The following is a 20,252-nucleotide window of genomic DNA, read 5'->3' on the forward strand; positions in this document are numbered from 1 at the left end:
CTTATAGGTTATTCTTTATATACCCAAAAAACATCATCTCGCCATTTTCATTTTCAACAATACTGTAAGGTTCGATTTGATCATAATATCTTCGAGCAAATTTCCCTTCACCTACTGGGTAGATTTCAATATGAAGATTGCCAAAGAATCTTGTGAAATATAATTTGCCATTAATGAATTCGATCTTAATCTTATCCTTTAAGTATGTTCCACAATACTTTTCAAGTTGACTTTCATTAAGTGGAATTTCTCTATGCTTAGTCGGGGCAGCTATATCTACATGATGCAGCATATCTGAAATTGCATTACCTAACCTGTACTGATTTATAGTTTCATTATTGGACAGGATGATGATACAAATATCTTCCTCGAAAAAATTCTGCATGTACGTACAAATCCCAAGGTGATCCCCTCCGTGGGAAAACTTGTCTGTCCCGTAAACATGATGTTGTTCCAGTCCATAGCAGTAATTGTTTTGGTTCACGCTAAAAAACCTATCATACACTTTGCCGGACAGTAGTTTCCGATCCCGCAGACAAGTATACCATTTGTACAAATCATCACAGTTTGAAACGATGGCCCCCGCACCGATGCTAAATTTCTCGTTAAAATACGGACTTTTGACGACTGAATCATAGTCATAAACATAATTACATGATCTGTTTTTTATCGTTTTACAACCGTCATCAACATAGCTGTTCAGCATATGTAAAGGCAAGAATATGTGGTTTCCTAAAAATTCATCGTATGTTTCTCCTGATACATTTTCAATAATCCATGCAAGCAAATTATAGTTCGAGTTATTATAATCAAATACTGTACCCGCTAACTTGGTTAGTTGTTTATTAATATACTTCTGAAAAAAATAGTCTCGTGAATAATCCATTCTATTGTAACCAGCAAAAAAATCATCTTCAAAGTTTGTAAAATTATATAAACCTGAGGTATGAGATAATAAATGATGGACAGTGATCGATTCGTCAATCTGCATTTCAGCAGGTAGATATAATTGAGCAGGTTTATCAATATCCAGCATTTTCTTGTCATAAAGGAGCATAATCGCAAAAGCTGTAAATTGTTTTGACATAGAGGCAACGGAGAAGCGTGAATTCATATCATTTTTTATTCCAAACTCTATACTTGCATAGCCATACGCATCTTCAAAAAGGACTTCCCCCTTTTTTTTCACTTGGATAACACCGTAGAAGTCCCACAGCTTTGCGTATTCGTTGATATACTCTTTTAGTTTTAATCGCAGAGCTTGCATGAATTCACACTCCAAACTTTTTTTGTTCAATTAAAATAAGTCAATGCGGCATATAACCGCATTGACCCTCCAGAATGGCTTTTATCTGGTTATAAGATATTTTCAATCTTTTTCAGAAGTTCATATGCACCTTCTGATTCATTGGAACAGACAACGATTGTCGTTTTAGTTTCTGGATAGCATACAGCACGGAAATTAACCCCCGGATCATATCCCATCTGTATATACTTAACTACATGATTACAGTCGTCTAACTCCATAAAACCGCTATAGCCATAATATATATTTTCCTCTTCATCTACTACCTCACGCGGCATTAACAACATCTTGGTCATTTCCTTGGACAACAGTTGGAAACTCGTTAATGCTTGCCAGAATCTAATCATGTCTTCGGCCGTGACATATGCTCCCCCGTCTGGTCCTCCTTTTGCCGGCACGGAATAAATATTTGTTTTCCAGTTACCTTCCGAATCCTCGATGTAACCAAGTGCTGTATTTACTGGCAAACGATCCAACTCAAAGTATCCCGAATTCTCCATACAGGCTTTACGAAAAATATGTTCCTCAACGAATTCATCAAAACTACATTGGGCCACATGTTCTACAATTAGTCCTAACAATATATAACCAGTGTTGTTGTACTGAAACGAACAGTTCAGATTTTCCTGCATTTTTTCATACTGAAACATAGGCAAGAAATCCTTCGGAGCCCGGATGTGATACATAGGGAGCGATTTCCAGAGCAACGCGAAATCGTCCATTATTTCTTCATTGAAGTAGTCTGGTACACCTGATGTATGTGTTAGTAAGTGATGAATAGTAATATCTTTATCAAAATAAGGAAAATCTATATCTAAACAGTCTTTTAATTTTGTACCAAATGAAATTTTCCCAGCTTCAACTAACAAACAAATCGCTACTGAGGTGAATATTTTACAACCTGAAGCAATTGCAAACCTTGTATTTTCTTGATTATCAATTTTCTCCGATCGATTGGCGAAACCATTACTTCCCTCTATGATTTCGTTTCCTTTTTGAGCATAAAAAGCGCCTGAAAATAGAAGCTCCTTTTGTACTTTATCCAAGTAGCTTAATTTGATTTCTGTATTCATTATGATTCCTCCTGAATTCCTTTTATGGTTTTTTTATTTTATTGAAAGGAATTCAGTTAGTTTGTTCATACCATATAACGGATCATCATTATGTCCTCCCTTTCAGAAAAGATAATAGTAGATAAATTGTATAGTAAAATCTTTTGGGATGCAATTCAAGTGTGAATATTCCTAATCATATAATTACCTTGTAGCTTTTCACCAAATACCCTAAAACCTAAAACTCTACCTAAAAAGGGAAAAAGAATATGTCTTATAATCTCCTGTATCAGAGGAGAATTGAAGTACATTTCCATCGGTGGGTATCCCTTTGAAATAGGCACCAATACAGCCTGTGGTACATCTGTGACCGGCTATAAGAATATTCATCTCTTTATCCCCATATTGCTTTTGAAGTTCTTTCATGAAATCAAACACTCTACTTGCAAATTCAGTTGGATTTTCAACCCCATTATAGGTAGATAAATCGGGTAACAACCCAACCCTTTTTACTTCACTAATAGGTAAACCGTCAGCTTCCCCTACATCAAAGACATCCAATCGATCATCCATTAGAGCTTGTGCCCCTGTAATAATTTCTGCTGTTTGAACCGCTCTTTTTTGTGGTGACGAAAAAACAAAATCAAACTTTACATTCTGTAATTTCACCTTTAATGTTTCTGCTTGTTCGATTCCGTAATCGTTTAACGGTACACCCATTCTCCCCTGCATTTTTCGATCTTTATTCCATTCTGTTTGACCATGTCTCACTACATATATCATGGGAAACCCCCTTTTTTTCTTTTCGCTCCAATCCACAGTGTTCTACGGGAAGTCGCGTCGGTTCTATGGGAAGTTACCGCTGTTCTACGGGAAGTCCACGGTAGTCTATGGGAAGTCACTCCGATTCTACGGGAAGTCTGCCGCGTTCTATGGGAAGTCACCCCGATTCTACGGGAAGTCCACCGAGGTCTATGGGAACTTATCCCGATTCTACGGGAAGTCCGCCACGTTCAACGGGAACTGACCGCAGTTCTATGGGCAGTCTAAGCGTTACAAATCCAAAAGCGACTGATTCCGTTCAATCCTCATCCTATAATGGTTCATGATTCGAATCTGTTCTTCCGTTATCTTTTCTTTATTCCAGTACATATGCATTAAACTGTACTCAAATACTTCCTTTAATTTAATGAACAATGGAAGTTGTTCTAACATTTCTGGGGGAAGGTCATTTTCCTCCAGGTAACCGTCAATGATTGCTTTTGTAATTTCCCGTCCATAATCGACTATGTTGCCCCCTCCTACAAACGAATACTCGATTGCACTGTAGATTGGAACTGCCAAATCAAAAATGTAGAAGTTTTTCTCGCAGTCTTGAAAATCGACCATCGCCAAATTTGATTCATCATCAACCAAAATGTTTTCCAACCATAAATCTCCGTGCAATAACCCATAATTTGAGGTGTTTTTTGGCAATCCTTTTACAGTTAATAAAACATCTTGTGCAATTTTTCTAATTGCGGTTTCTTCTTCAGGAATATATTTAAGAAAAGCATATTCCTCATTATCGTGCCAATCGTTGATATACTTTACGGGGTGGATCTCTTCAAATTTCCTCGAGAAACGATGCAATCTACCGATTTGACGGCCTAATTCTTTTAATACGTTGGCATTCCATTGACTTCTCTCCAAATGGACACCAGGCGCCGCTTTATATAGAACGGTTAACACTTCTTTATCGCCAAGTGTTATTTTTTCTACTACATTTCGATTCAATGAAGAAACTGTTGGCGACACTGCCAACCCTTCTCTATTCAAAAAGTTTGTATAAGTCACTTCTTCAAGCTGTTCATCGTATGACTTGTAATTGGTGATTCTGGCGAAATAAACGTCTTGTTTCGCGGTACATCGGAACATCTCATTTGTTACTGGTTGAGCTGCAAGGAACTCCACTGGATATAAATCATTGAGTATTTTAATTAATTGTGTCGAATCTCCGTTTTGAAACATTTACAAAGTCACCATCCCTAAAAAACAGATATTTCCATACATTTTATACATAATAGACTGAATTTACAATGCAAAAAGAGGATATATGTTCAATTTGAACATATATCCTCTTCGATTTTTATTATTTCGAAACTTCCACAGTATAGTCAGCCAATAGTCTTGCGCCGTAGCCTGTTGCTGATTTTGCGTAATAGCCTGATGCGCTTGACTTGCTCATCATACCAGCCATATCGACATGCAACCATTTGCTGTTTTCTGGCACGAAGCGACGTAGGAACAAACCTGCCGTAATGGAGCCCGCGAAGTTCATTGAGCTGATATTGTTCATGTCTGCGTAATCGCTTGCCAATGATTTATCGTATGCTTCTACCAACGGCATAGGCCATACGAAATCACCGTTTTGATCCCCAACTTTTTTCATAACGGATGATAGTTCTTCATCACCGAAAACGCCGCCGATTTCCGAACCTAATGCAGCAACAATCGCGCCCGTCAACGTTGCGATGTCAACGATATACTCTGCATTCAACTCACCCGCACGGATTAAAGCGTCAGCCAAGATTAGACGACCTTCTGCATCTGTATTCCCAACTTGAACAGTTTTGCCGTTTTTATAACGGATTACTTCACCAGGGAAAACAGAGTTTGCATCCGGTGTGTTTTCAACCATAGGGATCAGAGCAACAACATTTACATCCGCTTTCGAATCAACAAGAAGCTGCATTGCTCCAGCAACTGCCGCTGAACCACCCATGTCCATACGCATGCTGCTCAAGTCTTTACCGCTCTTTAGGCTAATTCCACCCGTATCGAATGTTACCCCTTTCCCTACAAGTGCCACAAGTGGTTTTGAAGAATCTCCTTCATAACGGATCTCAACGAATGATGGGTTGTATTTACTGCCTCGGCAAACTGTCAGGAGACCATTCATTTCCATTTCTTCAAGCTGTTCTTTACCGTGAACAGTTATCTCGACACCTTTTCCTTCAAACTGCTGTTTCAAAACTTCTGGATATGTTTCCGGATTCAATACATCTGATAGTTCGTTCATCAAATCACGGGAGAACGCAGTTGCTGCAGCACGGATTTTTCCAAGCTCAACAGAAGCGTTCAAATCGCCTGCCACTTCAAGTGCTGTTTTTGTCGTTTCAGCATCCGATTTATATGTCGAGAATTGATAAGAGCCAAGCTCCCAACCTTCAACAAATGCAACAGCGACCTCTTCTTTATTAAGATCAGAAAAAGCTGCTTCAAGTGCAGTTCCTTGAACACTAGCTTTTTCAACTTTTTGAGAAGAAAGGTCACGGGAGATATTCCCCGCTGTGGATCTCACTTTTTCCAATGACTTCTTTTTATCATCGGTTTTAACGATTACATACTGCTCGTCCTTAATGATTAAAGAACAATGACCTGCTTTTTGATTCTCTACAAAATTCTTCACTGCACTGTTTTCAGTTACTAATACATCATCCGAAAAGATGATCTTTACTTCATTCGTCAATTTAACTTCCCCCTAAAACACAATTTATTTCGACTATAGAAATAGTCTACCACAAATTACGGATTTTGAAAGATTATCTTTTCTCTGAAATCACTAAAAAGAAAGTCGCAATTGGACCTAAAACCAAAGATAACAAAAACCAATTCAACCCACTTCTATTCTTCCCCTGTGCAATTCCTGCGTTAATGAGTGAAAGTGTCCCCCACCCAACAAAATAACTACCGTCCATGAAATTACCTCCTTATGTACTTATAAATAGTTGCTTTCCGTTACAGGCGGACGCTTTCCGCGGGCATGGCTTCAGCCTCCTCACTCCGCTACGCTTCGTTGCGGGGTCTTCAGCTCATGCTATTCCCGCAGGAGTCGCCGCCTTTCACTCCAAGCAACGGAAATCACTATATACAAAACAATTAACAATCCATATATACCTTACGTCAAAATACAAATATAGTTTCAAAATAATTCTTACAGTACCTTGCAATGAATAATACTGTATGATATATTACACTTAACACAGTAGTATTCATTACACTGTACTAAAAAAGGAGGGATAGATGGTGAATATTCAATTCAAAAAAGGTGTTTTAAACTTATGTGTCCTTGTTTTATTGGATAAACAAGACCGTTATGGCTATGAATTGGTACAGAAAATCTCTGATCAGATTTCCATATCTGAAGGATCTGTTTATCCGCTGCTGCGCCGATTGACGAAAGAAGGTTATTTTACGACCTATTTACAGGAATCATCTGAAGGACCTCCCCGTAAATATTATAAGTTGACGGATGCAGGGCGTGAGTACTTACATGAGCAATTAAATGAATGGCGCAGTTTCACGGAAGGTGTAAATAAATTAATCGAGGAAGGTGTTCGTAATGACTGAAAACCAATTTATCATGGAACTTGAGCAAGCCTTAAAAAGATTGCCAACTGAGGAGAGAAACGATATTCTGCAAGATATACGTGAGTACTTTTCGAATGGCAAGGCTGATGGAAAAACGGAAACAGAAATAGCTTCTTCACTCGGCACACCAGATAAAATTGCAGCAGAGTTATTAGACGCCTACCCGTTTAGTGAAACAAACACCAACGTTGCAAAAGATCCATCGAGTGAAGTGATCACGATTCAGGACGACAGTTTTTCAAAAGTCGATATTGAGGTATTTCATGGCACTCTTACAGTCATTCCTTCTAATAACAACGAAACAAAGATTGAATTGTTGAATCCCAATGATAAGTTAGAACTGACGGCTGATGTAGTTGGAGATACATTAAAGGTCAGGTTGAAAAAGAAAGGTCTTTGGTTATTTGTGTTCAACTTCAATACAAAGGCGGTGGCATTGAACGTGTTCATTCCGAAAAAGCTTTACCAATCCATTTCTATGAAATCGGATAACGGCCGGATAAATGCCGAAAAATTAATAGGAAAAACGATTGATGCACGCACAGATAACGGTAGAATTGAATTAGCTGAATTGGCAGCTACAGTACTTATTGCGGAGACCGATAACGGAAGAATTGAAATTTCGAAAGTGCAAAGTGATAGATTAAAAGCAAAAACAGATAACGGCCGAATAACGCTTGCGCATGTAGAAGCCGATTTAATTCATGCCAAATCGGATAATGGCAGAATCGAGTTCGAACATGTAGATGGGAACTTGGTAGGTGTTACCGACAACGGTCGAATTACACTTGTAACGGAACATCTTGACCGTAATATCAATTTTGAAACAGATAATGGAAGTATTGAAGTGAAGTCGGTTCGTAAGCCAACAAATGCACTAATTTCGGCAAAAACTGGCCATGGACGAATAGATGTGTATGGTGATAGAAACTCTCGTACTCGCTTCGGCGCGGAAGAATATCAGATTCAATTGAAATCGGATAACGGAAGAATCACAGTGAAGTGATCTGTAAAAAAATAAAGAGGGCATTTTCTGCCCTCTTCAACTGTTTATGGAGTTCATAACCTTCGCATCATCGAGGTTTCTAAAATTCTCTGCACCAACACGTTTTTTAATTTCCTCTTCATTTAATGGAGGTGGCAGCTGATTTGCAGGTATGATTTCCTGCTCTTCACTCATTATATTTCTTTCCACTGCCGCATTTCTTGCATTAACGCTACGGCCATAGTTCTCCGCTTCCTCAATAGTCATCCCATAATTATTTTCTTCCTTTATTACATATCCCTCCTAAACCCATTTTTTCTTGTCATTCCCTCTTTGAATTAAATTAAAACTTTTGAATATGATATAGTAGACATCAATCCATTTACAGCATGGTCCTTCCACAAGCTTCCATACTGTAAAATTGAAAAGAGGTCGAGACAATGGCGACGATTTTTGTAGATGCAGATGGCTGTCCTGTTGTAAACGAAACGATTTCCATTGCGAAACAGTTCAAGCTTCCGTGCATTCTCATTTGTGACACTGCACATGAAATGCATCGGGACGGAGCTGAGACCGTAATTGTCTCCAAAGGCGCGGATGCAGTCGATTTTGTTTTGGTCAACCGTGTTAAAAAAGGAGATATCGTTATTACACAGGATTATGGCTTAGCCGCAATGGTATTAGCAAAACAAGGTCATCCGATTGATCAGAACGGTAGACGCTATACTGAAGAAAATATCGATCAGCTTCTTTTCGCCCGTCATACTGCACAAAGAATTCGGGCTGCTGGGGGAAGGCTTAGAGGTCCCAAAAAACGTTCAAAGGAAAACAATGAAAGATTCGTGAATAAGCTGCGTGATTTATGCAATACTGTAATTCCTCCAAATTGAAGCCCGCTAATTTGCCGGGCTTTCATAATCCCTTCAACTCATTCATAAACTACATTAATACCTATATTTAATCCAGCGCCCAAAAGTTTACCCAATTTCTCCATAAGGACATGCATACGTTTAACATTTTTCTGTAAAGGTTTGAGAATGATAACTAAACGGAGGTCTATCCATGCCAAAAATTGTTTCCGTCAGTACTGTTCTGCCTCCTCACGAGGTTAAACAGGAGCAAGCTGTCGAACTTACCCGCTCTCTATTCAGTCAAAGATTCAAAGATATCGAAAGGCTTTTGAAAGTCTTCCAAAATGGTGATATCGAAAAACGTGATGTATGCATGCCCATTGAGTGGTATGGTCAAGCCCATGATTTTGAAGAGCGGAATGAATTATATATTCACCATGCCGTGAATTTGGGGGTTGATGCTGTAAAGGCTTGCCTACAAAATCCAAGAACCTTGGAAAAACCCGTTGATCCTTCTGAAATTGATGCAATTTTCTTCATTTCAAGTACAGGTATTTCAACGCCCAGCATAGATGCACGCATCATGAATCTGATTCCTTTTCGTGATGATACAAGGCGTATACCGATATGGGGACTTGGATGCGCGGGCGGAGCAGCAGGAGTCAGCCGGGCATTTGAATATTGCAAAGCATTTCCGAAATCTAATGTATTAGTGCTGTCAGTCGAATTTTGCAGTTTGACGTTCCAAAAAGACGATTATTCGAAAAGCAATCTTGTCGGTGTTTCCCTCTTTTCGGATGGTGTTGCTTGCGCTTTAATTACAGGCGATCAATCCGAAATTACAGTGAACAGAACGGTCCCTGCCATCATTGGTACTACGTCAAAATTAATGCCTGCATCAGAAGATGTTATGGGCTGGGATATTAAAAACAATGGGCTATATGTTGTCTTCTCAAAAAGTATTCCAGCGATCATCACGAATTGGCTCGGACCTTTCGTCCATGAGTTCTTAGCCTCAAATAATTTAACTAAAGACGATATTACACATTTCATCGCGCATCCGGGAGGAAAAAAAGTGTTGATGGCATATGAAGCAGCTTTACGGTTCGATTCGTCTAAAACGGCTATTTCAAGAGAAGTGCTACGGAATCATGGCAATATGTCTTCACCGACTATCCTCTACGTCCTTAAGCAATTCATGGAATCTTCCCCTGAGCCTGGTGAATACGGTTTAATGGCGGCCTTAGGTCCAGGATTTTGTGGGGAATTGCTGTTGTTGAAATGGGATTGAGGTGAGCTAAATGTTATTTGGTATTGTCATCTCAATTGTGATCCTGCAACGTCTAATTGAATTGTTCATCGCAAGACGAAATGAAAAATGGATGAAGAGCCAAGGAGCTTTTGAAGCAGGTGCAACTCACTATCCATTTATGGTTGGGTTGCATATTCTTTTTTTCATTTCCTTGCTAACCGAAGTTCTTTTTTTCAATCGTGAACTATCACTGATTTGGCCATTCTTGTTAGCTATTTTCCTTGTAACCCAACTTTTACGGATATGGTGCCTTTCATCATTGGGCAAGTTTTGGAATACAAAAATCATAGTCCTCCCTAATGCTCAGGTAGTTCGGAAAGGTCCATATAAATGGATCCGTCATCCAAATTATATAATCGTTGCAACGGAATTACTCGTCTTGCCCTTGCTTTTCAATGCATTTTTCACAGCCGTTTTATTCACCCTCCTCAATTGTTGGATGATGACAGTACGAATTCCAACTGAGGAGAAGGCGTTGAAGGAAGCCACAAATTATACGAAAGAATTTCTGTTGAATAAATGACAAAACACCAAGGAAGCCTCTCCTTGGTGTTCTTCTTTGATTACGGCCACCCGATCTTACTCGTGACATCTTTTTTACCACACAACGCCAAGAAATTTACCACAGAGTGCCAAGGTGTTTACCAATGAATCAAAAACCCCCTACAGAATAGCACTGTACTAAACTGTAGGGGCTTTGATTTTTAATCAGTATTTATTCTGTTCTCGAAGTAATCCATAATTATTTTTCTGCTGCCTTCTTATATATCCTGCCCAGAATAGCTGTAAGGGAAAGGTTCTTCTCCATAGACCTCCAAGAGTTTCTTCTTAAGTTCTTTCGGGAAGGGGTACCAACTTTTGTAACCAGACCAGTAATAGTTTTCCTCCATTTTTCGAAGATCCTTTTTTGTTAATACAACCATATCAACCTTCTACGCCCAACCCATGGCGCTCTCGCATGGAAACATCTCCATCTATGAGAATCTGATAGGAGTCATGGATAATACGGTCTAATATTGCCTCCGCAATCGTTTCATTCCCCAATTTCAAATGCCATCCGCTAGGGTCTATCTGTGAACAGAAGATAGTTGAAGCTGCCTTATGGCGTGCTTCAGTGATTTCAAGTAGGATTGCGGCCTCATCTGTCGTTAAATCGGTCAGTAGCCATTCATCTAAGATAAGAAGATCGACATTCGTATATTTCTTAATCAATTCGCGATAGCTCCCATCCGCGGCTAATTTCGCAAGTGTCAATTCATCAAGTAACTCCGGTAGACGGATGTATTTAACAGTGTGAAATTGACGGCAGGCAGATATGCCGAATGCACTGGCCAAATATGACTTGCCGGACCCAGTGGGTCCCTTCAATATGATATTGTGACTGTCGAGAATATAGGCACCGCTTGCGAGCTTCAAGATCAAGTCTTTATCTAGTTTTCGATCTTCGTGATATTCTATGTCTTCAATACTATCACTTGGGTTTAAAAAAGTTGCTGTTTTGATCAAGCGTTGAAGCTTATTGCTTTTACGTCGAGAATGTTCCAGATCGACTAGAAGTGAAAAGCGGTCTTCAAAACTCATCTTCTGGAAATCTTTGTTTCTTGCCTGTTCCTGGTAAGCTTCTGCCATTCCACTTAATTAAATTCTACTTTAAGTAATGGGTGCGTTACTTGAAGAAGCATTAAGTGATTTTAGGACTAATGCTAAATGTTAGTTATTCAATTAAAGGGCGCTTTTCTGAAATAAGGAAAGCGTCTTTCTTCATGGAATAACACCATTAAAGAAAACTAGATATTTAAATTTTAATATAGATGAGATTACGAAGGTTTGTATTGTTAGGTAAATTTACCCTTTCTCCGCTTGTTTATATTGTTTTTGGTGGTATGGCGATTTGGGCAATTAAATTAGCTGGTGGCGTTGGCCCTATCTTAGCTTATTCAGGTGCGGGTGTTAGCGGAAACAACTAACAAAAAATTGAAAGGGGTTTTTGATATGTCAACAGATTTATATGCAAAAGAAACCTTACAAAATTTGGCTCAATTAAAGGATCTTGCTCTGGAACAATTAAAAGCTTTTACGTTGGCACTGACGAATAGACTGAACAACAGCACACCGACAAGCATTCCTCCAATTACAAGCTTGAGCAGTGAATGAAGCAAGCGCTGCTTCGACTTTGAAACCGTATGCGTAAGGATGAGATTCTCCTCCTTCGATTAGATCATTCTTTCCAAAGATGCCCATTATATCTCGGATTTTGCTATGTGCTACGTACCTATCATCTTAATAAAAAGAGTGTAAGGAGGTCTGAGGTGAACGTTGGTTCATATAATTTCCATTTAGTTAGCGATACCTTCTAAAGCTTCCCCTTCCCCAAAATTGTAGCAGCAAGAATAAGGCAATGCATCCTATAAAAAATAGCATGCTGCCGAGCGATTGCATGGTTCCTGATTCTATACCGATATACAACAGAAAGTTTTCGAACGGAACGTTAAGAAAGCCTATTGACGCAAGAAAAATTAAATATGCCAATAACGTCATTACAGGAAACGCGCCTTTGCATCTTTTTTGTATAATGAGCGCATTCCAGAGGAGGGATGTTATTTCCAAGATAAAAACGCTAATCGCAACACCTGCATAACCGAATCCCGGTATTGCAGTTAAATAATAAGCGGCGATTGCAGAACAAATAAGGCCCACTAGTAAACCGACTAGGGGAGCCTTTTTTTGATCAGCCGCCCAAAGGATCGTTGTCGTTAGCTCCCGCATGCCGGCAATAAGAGGAGCAAAAGACATGTAGCGTATTGCTTCGGTTGCCTCTTGACTACCCACAATTAGCATAGATAAATCATCCGCATGAAAAAAAAGGATTAACATGGAACTGATTCCCCAAAACCACCCGATTTCTAAGGACAGACTGGAACGCTCAACAAACCTACTTTTTTTCCCGTTTTGCCAATTGGTCGTTAACTTAGCAGCCATCGTATATGATATTGCCGCGGTAACAATAGTAGGTAGATACACGATAGTTGTCGCGATTCCGAATACTTCTCCGAAAATGGCAATAGCCTCTGATTGACTTAGGCCAGAAACTTGCAGACGGCTAGGAATGATTAACGCATCAAGAAAATCGGACGCAGGCATAACGATACGCGTTAATGTAATAGCAAAGGATGATTTGAAAAACAAAAAAATTCCAGGTCCAAGGATCAGCCACCGGGCGGATTTATTATATGTTCCGTTATTGGTGGCAGGTATCAGCTTCAATCTTTTATTATATTTCAGCAACCAAAGAAACAATAATGCGATACAGGCACCTGTAAATGCACCGAAAACGGCACCCCCTGCGGCAGCATAAGTGCCTTGTTTCAGCCATAGAACGACAAGCAAAAGCATTGTTCCAACACGAACCGTTTGTTCTATTAGTTCAGAAACGGCCACATATCCGTAGAACTCCACACCTTGTAAGAATCCTCGGTATAGCTGAAGCAGTGGAACAATAAAAAGCGCCGGAGCTAGGCAGCGGATGGGAAACGTCAAGCTGTAATCTCCGAGAAAATGTGCAATATTAGGCGCTATGGCGAAACAAAGCAAACTGGAAACAGTTCCAAGGAACATAATGGGTACAGCCAGGCTTTTATAAACAAGCCAACCCTGTTTTTTATCCTTAGCGGTCAATAATGCCAACGATGTAGGAAAACCACCTGAGAGCAACGTAAGTACGAATCCATAAACAGAATAAACAATTTGATAAATTCCCATTCCTTCTGAGCCGAGAAGCCTAAACAAAGGAATGCGAACGGCGAGACCGATGACTTTAACGAGAAATATAGCACCAGTACGCAGCGCTGTTTGTTTAATAAAGGTAGGCAGTCTCATCTTTTCACCCCAAGTGACCTTGTCCTAATAACTATATGAACAAGATCACAGGGGTAGACTACGGAGACTTTTTACCAAGACCTTTTTCGATTAATCATTGATATGAATGAGGATATATTTCGTTGTTTTATCCCAGCCGAGGTCAAACGGTACACGATACCGATCCGCAGTATGGGAATTCACTAACGGATAGCCGTTAGCATCTTGCCCTACCACAACCGAAAAATGGTCCGTATCTCCATCTAGCGTGTAGCCGATCACGTCACCTGGCTTTAAGCTTGAGATTGCTCCATGTGGATGTTTGTCGCTTGATTCAGTAACTTCTGTAAATGTCCCCTTTGCAATCAAACGTCCATATCCGGAATAGAGCAAGAAATGTTCAAAAGCATCCGTTTGTACCCATGCTTTACTTCCACTTCTCCAATTGCGCGTTTTCTGCAAGCCGCCGCCTTCCTCCTCGTCGCCAAGAACTTGGGATACAAAGTTGGTACAGTCTCCGCCAAGTGGTGTGTAATCCTTATATTTCGAATTGTAACGGTTATTATTCCCGGCTCCCCAAGCTAGGCCCGCGTACTTATTGGCATAGGCCACTGCACGTTCACGATTATATCGCCCTTTATTCTGCGAAGTTTCGTTGTCGGGAGAAAGATGGGGGAAGCCCACTGGTGAATCCGCTATTAACTCTGAGTTTTCTTCAAGCGGATCCAAATACCATTCCTTTAATACCATCCAATTACCGTCTATTTTCTTCAATGTAAGAGCATGCCGCGTACCGACACCAAAGGATTGGGGTGGTAGATAAACTGTATTGTAGTCATACGATATTTTGGCCATCTGTATCAGGGAAACATGCGCTACATCCCCATTTTTTTCGAAACGAGTAATACGAATGGTGGGTTCTGCTCCTATAAGCCGTATGCCACGTTTATCTGCCCAAGTATTGATGTACTTTTCACGTCTTAATTCCATTTGATAAGCGTAGCGGCTTACCTTCTCCGTATGGATATAATACTTGTTAATGGATTCCGGAAGCCGATTGACAAGAAAGGCATTACGATCAACAAACAACTGTGTCAGGAAAGAATCAACCTCCCTTTTGTCGTAATCCTCTTGAGCAAAAGCTTCATAAGCATTCAATGGCATCAACCCGACTAATAAAGTCATTCCGAACAATAGAACCAAGCGGAACAAGCCAAACTCCCCCTTAATGGTGCCCTACTTTTCAATCCACCTTATGATGGTTCACTTCAATATAAATTATCCGTTTCCTAATCAAACATGGAAACAAGCCGTTTTTCCGATATTTGATCCGAAAATATCGTAATGTACTCGGAGCAAAGGTGAAGTTTTTACCAAGCATACCAAATCGATTTGAAGGGGGAGCTGCAAAACAAAAATCCGGTAACCTTTATCAAATATTTACATATATAAATAATTGGAAAAAAGAGCCGGATGAAACGGTTGCAGGTATGTTACTTTATGCGAAAACAACCTCACCCTCCCTAACCATATTTATCGCATTAAAGGTAATCAAATTTATGTTACATCTCTCGATTTACAACAAGGTTTTATCGGCATAAAGGAAGACTTATTAGCATATGCTTATCAATTTTTTGCATAGTTTTATAATTCGCTTTATATATATTCGGAAAATCCCTTGATTCAATCATTCGGGGATTTTTCTATTGTTACTCGTTCAATTTGATACAAATGAATCTTATGGCTATTAAAACAATTGTAACAAACCCTGTACACATGTAGTGGTAAACGCGTGACGTTTGCTGGTACATTTGTAGTCATTCGGTGGTAAAAAAGATGGCAGAGGTGGTACATTCCGTTGGCCGTAATCACTTCTTTCATGAAATTCGCGTCAACGTCTTCCCCATATATCCGAAAATAATCGTTAAGATTGGAGATAGCAAACAAAAGAATACAAATGGTAGATACTCCAATGTAGAAACACCCAACACTTGAGAAATGAAAATTCCACAAACACTCCACGGTACAAGCGGATTCACAACCGTCCCCGCATCTTCCATGACACGGCTAAGATTTTTATTGGCAAGACCAACTTTCTCATAAGAAGATTGGAATGCTTGTCCTGTCAATAAAATTGATAAATACTGCTCACCAATTAAGACATTAATTCCAATGGCAGTGACCGCCGAAGATATTATGACAGAGGAGACTTTCTTCAAAAGCGCTTCGATTCTTCCTAAGAAACTTTGGATAATCCCTAATGTAAACAATAATCCTCCCATGCTTAATGCTAGTATTACTAATGAAACAGTGAACAACATGCTTTCCATACCCCCGCCCGTCAGCAGTTTATCAACATCCTGTACGCCAGTAGAGGATACAAATCCTTTAAATAAAATCCCCAATACGTCAGCAAAACCATAATTATGATGTAGGAATGATAGAAGTACTGCTACAGTCGAACTTATTGCCAATGTCAGAAGAGCTGGCATCTTTTTGATCGTTAAGACGAATAGGGTTAAAAGCGGAATGACCGTATACCAATGAATCATCCCAGTTCCCAAAAGTGTTTCCTGGAAATCAGCAATTTCATCAAAATCGCCTGTATTTACATTAGGAGATAAAATGCCGAAGAAAATTGTCGTAAGGATAAATGCCGGTACAGTTGTCCACCCCATATTGCGAATATGTTCGAAAAGGTCGACACCAACTATTGAAGATGCAAGGTTAGTCGTATCGGACAATGGCGACATTTTATCACCGAAAAACGCACCTGACACGATAGCACCCGCAGCCAATGGCAATGAAAGCCCAAGCACATCCGCCATGCCGATAAACGCAACTCCGACTGTTGCTACAGTCGTCAAAGAACTTCCGATTGATATGCCCACAATGGATGAAACGATGAAAACAATCGCAAAGAAGAAAGTGGGAGTTATTAAATGAAACCCTGCGTATATTAACGAAGGAATTGTACCGCTCATCATCCAACTACTTATAAGCATTCCGATGAAGAAAAATAAGAAGACGGCACTCATCCCTGCACCAGCACCTTCGACCAAACCTTTTTCAAGTCTCCGGTATGGTATTCGTTTAAGCAGGCCATATCCGATTAATAGTAATATCGAAAAAAGAATCGGTAAATGAGGAACAGCATCGAAGTAGATAATACAAACACCAATCATGAGAACAATCCCAACAATGAGCACGACCGATTCCCAAAATGATGGTGTATGAATTGCTTTGATTTTAATCATACTGCTTTCCTCCTTGAGTCTATAATGAACACAAAAAAACCCTTTCATCCCGTAAAAAGGGACGAAGGAGTTCTCCGCGATACCACCCTATTTTGACGACAGTCATCTGCCATCCACTTCATTTAAAAAGGAAAAAAATGTTGGTGTATTTCATCCCCGCTGCTGCCTGAATTTGCACTATCCAATCAGTCTCTATTTGCTGCCCACAACGGAATTACTGCGCCAACTTTCCAACGTCTATTTGTTTTTAAATTGATCTTTGCTTTTATTTATGTTCTGAATCTTACCATGCCTGGGGGAAAAGTCAATAGGATTTATCTGCCATCATAATGCTTTACCAATAATAAATCCTACGAACGCAACTAAAATCCCAACACCATAAGTAAGTAAGATATAACCGATGAATTGCCTTTTCCTATTTCCGAACCATAACTGCAATAACTCTTTAAACAACGTTGAAAACGTAGTTAAGGCGCCAGCGAATCCGGAGACAAGAAATAGAGTCCACAGTTTCGGAACACCTAAACCGACTACAATACCAATCAGCAAGGACCCGGCTATATTCACAATTAATGTTCCAAAAGGTAGGCTGCTTCCCTCTTTATTAAACTTACCGGAAAGAAGATATCGAATGACCGCGCCAATAAAACCACCCGCCCCAATGATTAGTATATCAATGACCGTCATTCTCTCCCCGCCTTCCGGGCCAATTTCATGCCTATACTGCCAAATAGAAAACCACCAACAATACTACTTGCAATGTACATAAGTGCTATCAAAATAGCATCATTCTGAAAAAGGTTCACGGTCTCCATACTAAAAGCAGAAAAGGTTGTGAAGGAACCTAAAAATCCGGTCGTTAAGGCAGTTTGCAAATCGTGGTTAAGCCTTAGACGTTGAATGAAGCCTGCACTAAGAAAACACAAGAAAAACGTTCCGACCATATTTACTGTGAATGTTGCAAAGGGGAAATTCCCGAAACCGAATGAGATTTCACCTATACTTACACGTGAAACAGCACCAATCGCTCCCGCAATGCCCACTAAAAGGGCCGCTCTCATGACTCCACCTTTTTTAATAACCGTCTCGACAACACCGTCTCAAGCGAGAGGCGCTTCTCATTCTCTCCAAATTGAATGCGAATTTCCGCATCACCAATTTCAAGAACAACTCCCCTGCCAAATACACGGTGAATTACATGCATTTCGCTATACAATTCATTTGGATCATGAATGCCGTCCGGATCCATCGGAATGGATGGTTCCACCTTTTTTAGTTTTACCATTTTCCGCTCCTCCGGTTTCATGACAATTCCACGCACTTCATTCACAAATCTTGAATCCTCTTTTGTCTTGCCATTCTGTTTTTGATAGGATAGCAATTCCAATCGATCCTTCGCGCGTGTCATTCCAACATAGAATAATCGTCTCGCTTCCTCCATTAACAACGGATCTGTTTCATCTTCTTCAGATGGAATAATCCCTTTCACCAGGTCAATCATGAAAACGCGTCTAAATTCCAATCCCTTTGCACTGTGGAATGTCGACAATGTCAACGCATTGTCTGAAGGGTTAAATTTTGCCTGCTGAACTGCGATCTCCAATTCCTTTAATCGGTTTGCAAATTCGACCATTGTCCGCAATTGGGAGGCGATTCCTTCAAGTGTATCAAGAATGCCAAGTAAGTTATCGATCCGATAGCCGAATTTCTGTGCACGACTTCTAAGTGCTTCCTCATATTCAAGCTCATAACGGATCATCCGAATCACTTGTCCAGGTCGCATTTTAGGAATTTTATCGTAAACTTCCTTATAGGATTTCAATTTTTCAACTTGACTGCCCTTTAGTTGGACAGAATGCTGAAACGCGTCAAAAACATTCCCTGAAGTCGATTTCCTTTCGAACTCTGCAAGCATCTTCCGAGATATGAACAAATTCATCTTCATTGCAATTTTTGCGAAGACGTCCTTCCTTTCAACATTGAAGCTAAGTCTCATGAAATTCAATATATCTTCCACAACCCAATGTGTAAAGAACTTGTCATCCGCATCCTTCATATAAAAAGGAATTCCCCTTCTATGAAGCTCGTTGACATACATTGTCGATGATGAATTATTTCTGAATAAAATAGCGACCTCGTTCAAGTTTTTCTCATTTAATAATTCATACGTGACATATTCCAAAAGGTGTTTTGGATCTTCGAATTGTTTAATGAAAATAGGTCCGTTCTCTTTATTCTCAGTACGCATCTCCTTTACATACCGATGCCGATTCCGTTTAATGAATTTAGCAGCTGTCTCGACGATTTCTTTCGATGAGCGGTAATTCTGTTCCATCTTAAGCAATTCGGCATCTGGATATACTTTCTTGAAATCCAACAAATAGGTTGGATCTGCACCCCGCCATGTATAGATTGATTGATCATCATCCGCCACGACGCAAAGATTTCCGTGATGGGCGACGAGATGCTCAACAATTCGATGCTGAACAAGAGATGTGTCCTGGCTTTCATCTGTTAGGATATAATCGAATTGACTACGAAACTGCTCCGCAAGTTGTTCATCTACACGCAATGCCTGTTCGGCTATCGTCAGCATATCGTCAAAATCGAGCAGTAAATGGCCGATCATTTTCGTTTTATATTGCTCGTACTTCAGCGCGATGCTTCCCGCCTTTTCAAAAGGTCCAGGCACTTTTTCCAACTCGTTAAAAGGAATCATCCTATTCTTAAGGAAACTGATGAATGTGGACAGTGAACTTAACTCTTCTTCAGTGCCTTCTTCGCGAATCACTTCTTTATATAATGCTTTCAGCAACATCGATTTGTTCGGCGATTGTTTCCCTTTACCGCCTTCGATCAATTCATATCCGGTGCCTGTTTTATTCAAATAGGTTCTTGTAATACTAAATGCCAGACTATGTATTGTTGAAAAATCGACTGGGGCATGATGCGGAAAGAAACGTTTAAATCGTTCCGTCATGTCATTTGCAGCCGCACGGCTAAAAGTGATTGCTTTTATCCGTTTCGGATTCACGTTCTTCTCTTCTATCAAATAGCCGATTCGCATGATCATCGTCGTTGTTTTCCCGGATCCAGGGCATGCTAATAAAAGTAATGGTCCATCTGTTTGTAGGACGGCAGATTTTTGGACATCATTCAATTTAATATGTAGTTCTTTCATTTTTCGATTAAAAAAATCAGACATTACATGGTGCTCCTTC

23 protein-coding genes are annotated in these 20,252 nt (G+C 39.9%); 9 read left to right on the top strand and 14 right to left on the bottom strand.

Translation table 11 applies throughout. The features are described 5' to 3' along the window. Window position 1: 1 nt before the first annotated feature. The 3 genes from ACFPZG_RS11160 to ACFPZG_RS11170 all read right to left on the bottom strand — a co-directional run bounded on the left by ACFPZG_RS11160 (window position 2) and on the right by ACFPZG_RS11170 (window position 3,141). A complete protein-coding gene (locus ACFPZG_RS11160; RefSeq protein ID WP_317940216.1) occupies window positions 2-1,267 on the bottom strand; it encodes a serine hydrolase domain-containing protein in 1,266 nt (421 codons plus the stop codon). Between the two features lie 89 nt (window positions 1,268-1,356). After that, window positions 1,357-2,379, bottom strand: coding sequence for a serine hydrolase domain-containing protein (locus ACFPZG_RS11165; protein ID WP_317940217.1), 1,023 nt, complete (start codon window positions 2,377-2,379; stop codon window positions 1,357-1,359). 225 nt (window positions 2,380-2,604) lie between these two features. After that, window positions 2,605-3,141, bottom strand: a complete 537-nt coding sequence (locus tag ACFPZG_RS11170) for a histidine phosphatase family protein (protein WP_283734513.1) — start codon at window positions 3,139-3,141, stop codon at window positions 2,605-2,607. On the opposite strand from ACFPZG_RS11170, the gene ACFPZG_RS11175 reads away from it, so the two are divergent. Then, window positions 3,121-3,408: a hypothetical protein gene (locus tag ACFPZG_RS11175; RefSeq protein ID WP_317940218.1), complete on the top strand. Its 288-nt coding sequence runs from the start codon at window positions 3,121-3,123 to the stop codon at window positions 3,406-3,408. The two genes, ACFPZG_RS11170 and ACFPZG_RS11175, sit on opposite strands and share 21 nt — an antisense overlap. A gap of 3 nt (window positions 3,409-3,411) precedes the next feature. On the opposite strand, the gene ACFPZG_RS11180 is transcribed toward ACFPZG_RS11175, so the two are convergent. From ACFPZG_RS11180 to ACFPZG_RS11190, 3 genes are all read right to left on the bottom strand, one after another. Then, on the bottom strand, window positions 3,412-4,368 hold the full coding sequence (locus ACFPZG_RS11180; protein WP_317940219.1) for a phosphotransferase enzyme family protein: 957 nt from the start codon (window positions 4,366-4,368) through the stop codon (window positions 3,412-3,414). Window positions 4,369-4,489: 121 nt separating this feature from the next. Beyond that, window positions 4,490-5,869: a leucyl aminopeptidase family protein gene (locus ACFPZG_RS11185; protein ID WP_317940220.1), complete on the bottom strand. Its 1,380-nt coding sequence runs from the start codon at window positions 5,867-5,869 to the stop codon at window positions 4,490-4,492. Window positions 5,870-5,942: 73 nt separating this feature from the next. Then, window positions 5,943-6,098 (bottom strand): hypothetical protein, encoded by a 156-nt coding sequence (locus ACFPZG_RS11190; protein WP_317940221.1) that lies wholly within the window; start codon window positions 6,096-6,098, stop codon window positions 5,943-5,945. Window positions 6,099-6,426: 328 nt separating this feature from the next. Between ACFPZG_RS11190 and ACFPZG_RS11195 the strand changes: the two genes are divergently transcribed. Both ACFPZG_RS11195 and ACFPZG_RS11200 read left to right on the top strand, forming a co-directional pair. Continuing rightward, window positions 6,427-6,750 (top strand): PadR family transcriptional regulator, encoded by a 324-nt coding sequence (locus ACFPZG_RS11195; RefSeq protein ID WP_283734612.1) that lies wholly within the window; start codon window positions 6,427-6,429, stop codon window positions 6,748-6,750. Then, complete coding sequence (locus tag ACFPZG_RS11200; protein WP_317940222.1) at window positions 6,743-7,777, top strand: DUF4097 family beta strand repeat-containing protein; 1,035 nt, start codon at window positions 6,743-6,745, stop codon at window positions 7,775-7,777. Before ACFPZG_RS11195 ends, ACFPZG_RS11200 begins: the two co-directional genes overlap by 8 nt. Window positions 7,778-7,813: 36 nt before the next feature. Here ACFPZG_RS11200 and ACFPZG_RS11205 read toward each other — a convergent pair whose 3' ends face one another. After that, the gene (locus tag ACFPZG_RS11205; protein WP_283734509.1) at window positions 7,814-8,023 is read right to left on the bottom strand and encodes a hypothetical protein; all 210 of its coding nucleotides are present in this window, start codon (window positions 8,021-8,023) and stop codon (window positions 7,814-7,816) included. A 173-nt stretch (window positions 8,024-8,196) separates the two neighbouring features. On the opposite strand from ACFPZG_RS11205, the gene ACFPZG_RS11210 reads away from it, so the two are divergent. From ACFPZG_RS11210 to ACFPZG_RS11220, 3 genes are all read left to right on the top strand, one after another. Next, the gene (locus ACFPZG_RS11210; RefSeq protein ID WP_283734508.1) at window positions 8,197-8,646 is read left to right on the top strand and encodes a YaiI/YqxD family protein; all 450 of its coding nucleotides are present in this window, start codon (window positions 8,197-8,199) and stop codon (window positions 8,644-8,646) included. A 172-nt stretch (window positions 8,647-8,818) separates the two neighbouring features. Then, entirely contained in the window at window positions 8,819-9,898 is a 1,080-nt protein-coding gene (locus ACFPZG_RS11215) for a type III polyketide synthase (RefSeq protein ID WP_317940223.1), read from the top strand. 10 nt (window positions 9,899-9,908) lie between these two features. Next, window positions 9,909-10,442 carry an isoprenylcysteine carboxyl methyltransferase family protein gene (locus tag ACFPZG_RS11220; RefSeq protein WP_283734507.1) on the top strand — a complete coding sequence of 178 codons (534 nt, stop codon included), beginning with the start codon at window positions 9,909-9,911 and terminating at the stop codon, window positions 10,440-10,442. A gap of 401 nt (window positions 10,443-10,843) precedes the next feature. On the opposite strand, the gene ACFPZG_RS11225 is transcribed toward ACFPZG_RS11220, so the two are convergent. Then, window positions 10,844-11,548 (bottom strand): ATP-binding protein, encoded by a 705-nt coding sequence (locus ACFPZG_RS11225; RefSeq protein ID WP_317940224.1) that lies wholly within the window; start codon window positions 11,546-11,548, stop codon window positions 10,844-10,846. Window positions 11,549-11,730: 182 nt separating this feature from the next. Between ACFPZG_RS11225 and ACFPZG_RS11230 the strand changes: the two genes are divergently transcribed. Both ACFPZG_RS11230 and ACFPZG_RS11235 read left to right on the top strand, forming a co-directional pair. Continuing rightward, the gene (locus ACFPZG_RS11230; RefSeq protein WP_381427157.1) at window positions 11,731-11,886 is read left to right on the top strand and encodes a hypothetical protein; all 156 of its coding nucleotides are present in this window, start codon (window positions 11,731-11,733) and stop codon (window positions 11,884-11,886) included. A 25-nt stretch (window positions 11,887-11,911) separates the two neighbouring features. Further along, window positions 11,912-12,073 carry a hypothetical protein gene (locus ACFPZG_RS11235; RefSeq protein ID WP_283734504.1) on the top strand — a complete coding sequence of 54 codons (162 nt, stop codon included), beginning with the start codon at window positions 11,912-11,914 and terminating at the stop codon, window positions 12,071-12,073. Between the two features lie 186 nt (window positions 12,074-12,259). Here ACFPZG_RS11235 and ACFPZG_RS11240 read toward each other — a convergent pair whose 3' ends face one another. Together ACFPZG_RS11240 and ACFPZG_RS11245 are read right to left on the bottom strand one after the other, a co-directional pair. Continuing rightward, window positions 12,260-13,795 (bottom strand): oligosaccharide flippase family protein, encoded by a 1,536-nt coding sequence (locus tag ACFPZG_RS11240; protein WP_317940225.1) that lies wholly within the window; start codon window positions 13,793-13,795, stop codon window positions 12,260-12,262. 90 nt (window positions 13,796-13,885) lie between these two features. Beyond that, entirely contained in the window at window positions 13,886-14,986 is a 1,101-nt protein-coding gene (locus ACFPZG_RS11245; protein ID WP_317940226.1) for an amidase domain-containing protein, read from the bottom strand. Window positions 14,987-15,099: 113 nt separating this feature from the next. Between ACFPZG_RS11245 and ACFPZG_RS11250 the strand changes: the two genes are divergently transcribed. Next, a complete protein-coding gene (locus ACFPZG_RS11250) occupies window positions 15,100-15,375 on the top strand; it encodes a hypothetical protein (RefSeq protein ID WP_381427162.1) in 276 nt (91 codons plus the stop codon). Window positions 15,376-15,651: 276 nt separating this feature from the next. On the opposite strand, the gene nhaC is transcribed toward ACFPZG_RS11250, so the two are convergent. The 4 genes from nhaC to ACFPZG_RS11270 all read right to left on the bottom strand — a co-directional run bounded on the left by nhaC (window position 15,652) and on the right by ACFPZG_RS11270 (window position 20,236). Further along, entirely contained in the window at window positions 15,652-17,031 is a 1,380-nt protein-coding gene (gene nhaC / locus ACFPZG_RS11255) for a Na+/H+ antiporter NhaC (protein ID WP_317940227.1), read from the bottom strand. 324 nt (window positions 17,032-17,355) lie between these two features. Next, window positions 17,356-17,718 carry a fluoride efflux transporter FluC gene (locus ACFPZG_RS11260; RefSeq protein WP_283734498.1) on the bottom strand — a complete coding sequence of 121 codons (363 nt, stop codon included), beginning with the start codon at window positions 17,716-17,718 and terminating at the stop codon, window positions 17,356-17,358. Continuing rightward, window positions 17,715-18,092, bottom strand: a complete 378-nt coding sequence (locus ACFPZG_RS11265) for a fluoride efflux transporter FluC (protein ID WP_317940228.1) — start codon at window positions 18,090-18,092, stop codon at window positions 17,715-17,717. The genes ACFPZG_RS11260 and ACFPZG_RS11265 overlap by 4 nt, the downstream gene beginning before the upstream one ends. Next, window positions 18,089-20,236, bottom strand: a complete 2,148-nt coding sequence (locus ACFPZG_RS11270; protein WP_317940229.1) for an ATP-dependent helicase — start codon at window positions 20,234-20,236, stop codon at window positions 18,089-18,091. The genes ACFPZG_RS11265 and ACFPZG_RS11270 overlap by 4 nt, the downstream gene beginning before the upstream one ends. Window positions 20,237-20,252 lie beyond the last annotated feature (16 nt).

This window comes from Sporosarcina thermotolerans, assembly GCF_042658975.1.
Lineage (GTDB): Bacteria > Bacillota > Bacilli > Bacillales_A > Planococcaceae > Sporosarcina > Sporosarcina thermotolerans.

Coding starts and splice junctions, on each gene's coding strand:
- ACFPZG_RS11160 (WP_317940216.1), bottom strand. CDS start 1,267: ATGCAAGCTCTGCGATTAAAACTAAAAGAGTATATCAACGAATACGCA.
- ACFPZG_RS11165 (WP_317940217.1), bottom strand. CDS start 2,379: ATGAATACAGAAATCAAATTAAGCTACTTGGATAAAGTACAAAAGGAG.
- ACFPZG_RS11175 (WP_317940218.1), top strand. CDS start 3,121: ATGTCTCACTACATATATCATGGGAAACCCCCTTTTTTTCTTTTCGCT.
- ACFPZG_RS11170 (WP_283734513.1), bottom strand. CDS start 3,141: ATGATATATGTAGTGAGACATGGTCAAACAGAATGGAATAAAGATCGA.
- ACFPZG_RS11180 (WP_317940219.1), bottom strand. CDS start 4,368: ATGTTTCAAAACGGAGATTCGACACAATTAATTAAAATACTCAATGAT.
- ACFPZG_RS11190 (WP_317940221.1), bottom strand. CDS start 6,098: ATGGACGGTAGTTATTTTGTTGGGTGGGGGACACTTTCACTCATTAAC.
- ACFPZG_RS11200 (WP_317940222.1), top strand. CDS start 6,743: ATGACTGAAAACCAATTTATCATGGAACTTGAGCAAGCCTTAAAAAGA.
- ACFPZG_RS11205 (WP_283734509.1), bottom strand. CDS start 8,023: ATGACTATTGAGGAAGCGGAGAACTATGGCCGTAGCGTTAATGCAAGA.
- ACFPZG_RS11210 (WP_283734508.1), top strand. CDS start 8,197: ATGGCGACGATTTTTGTAGATGCAGATGGCTGTCCTGTTGTAAACGAA.
- ACFPZG_RS11215 (WP_317940223.1), top strand. CDS start 8,819: ATGCCAAAAATTGTTTCCGTCAGTACTGTTCTGCCTCCTCACGAGGTT.
- ACFPZG_RS11220 (WP_283734507.1), top strand. CDS start 9,909: ATGTTATTTGGTATTGTCATCTCAATTGTGATCCTGCAACGTCTAATT.
- ACFPZG_RS11225 (WP_317940224.1), bottom strand. CDS start 11,548: ATGGCAGAAGCTTACCAGGAACAGGCAAGAAACAAAGATTTCCAGAAG.
- ACFPZG_RS11230 (WP_381427157.1), top strand. CDS start 11,731: ATGAGATTACGAAGGTTTGTATTGTTAGGTAAATTTACCCTTTCTCCG.
- ACFPZG_RS11235 (WP_283734504.1), top strand. CDS start 11,912: ATGTCAACAGATTTATATGCAAAAGAAACCTTACAAAATTTGGCTCAA.
- ACFPZG_RS11240 (WP_317940225.1), bottom strand. CDS start 13,795: ATGAGACTGCCTACCTTTATTAAACAAACAGCGCTGCGTACTGGTGCT.
- nhaC (WP_317940227.1), bottom strand. CDS start 17,031: ATGATTAAAATCAAAGCAATTCATACACCATCATTTTGGGAATCGGTC.
- ACFPZG_RS11260 (WP_283734498.1), bottom strand. CDS start 17,718: ATGACGGTCATTGATATACTAATCATTGGGGCGGGTGGTTTTATTGGC.
- ACFPZG_RS11265 (WP_317940228.1), bottom strand. CDS start 18,092: ATGAGAGCGGCCCTTTTAGTGGGCATTGCGGGAGCGATTGGTGCTGTT.
- ACFPZG_RS11270 (WP_317940229.1), bottom strand. CDS start 20,236: ATGTCTGATTTTTTTAATCGAAAAATGAAAGAACTACATATTAAATTG.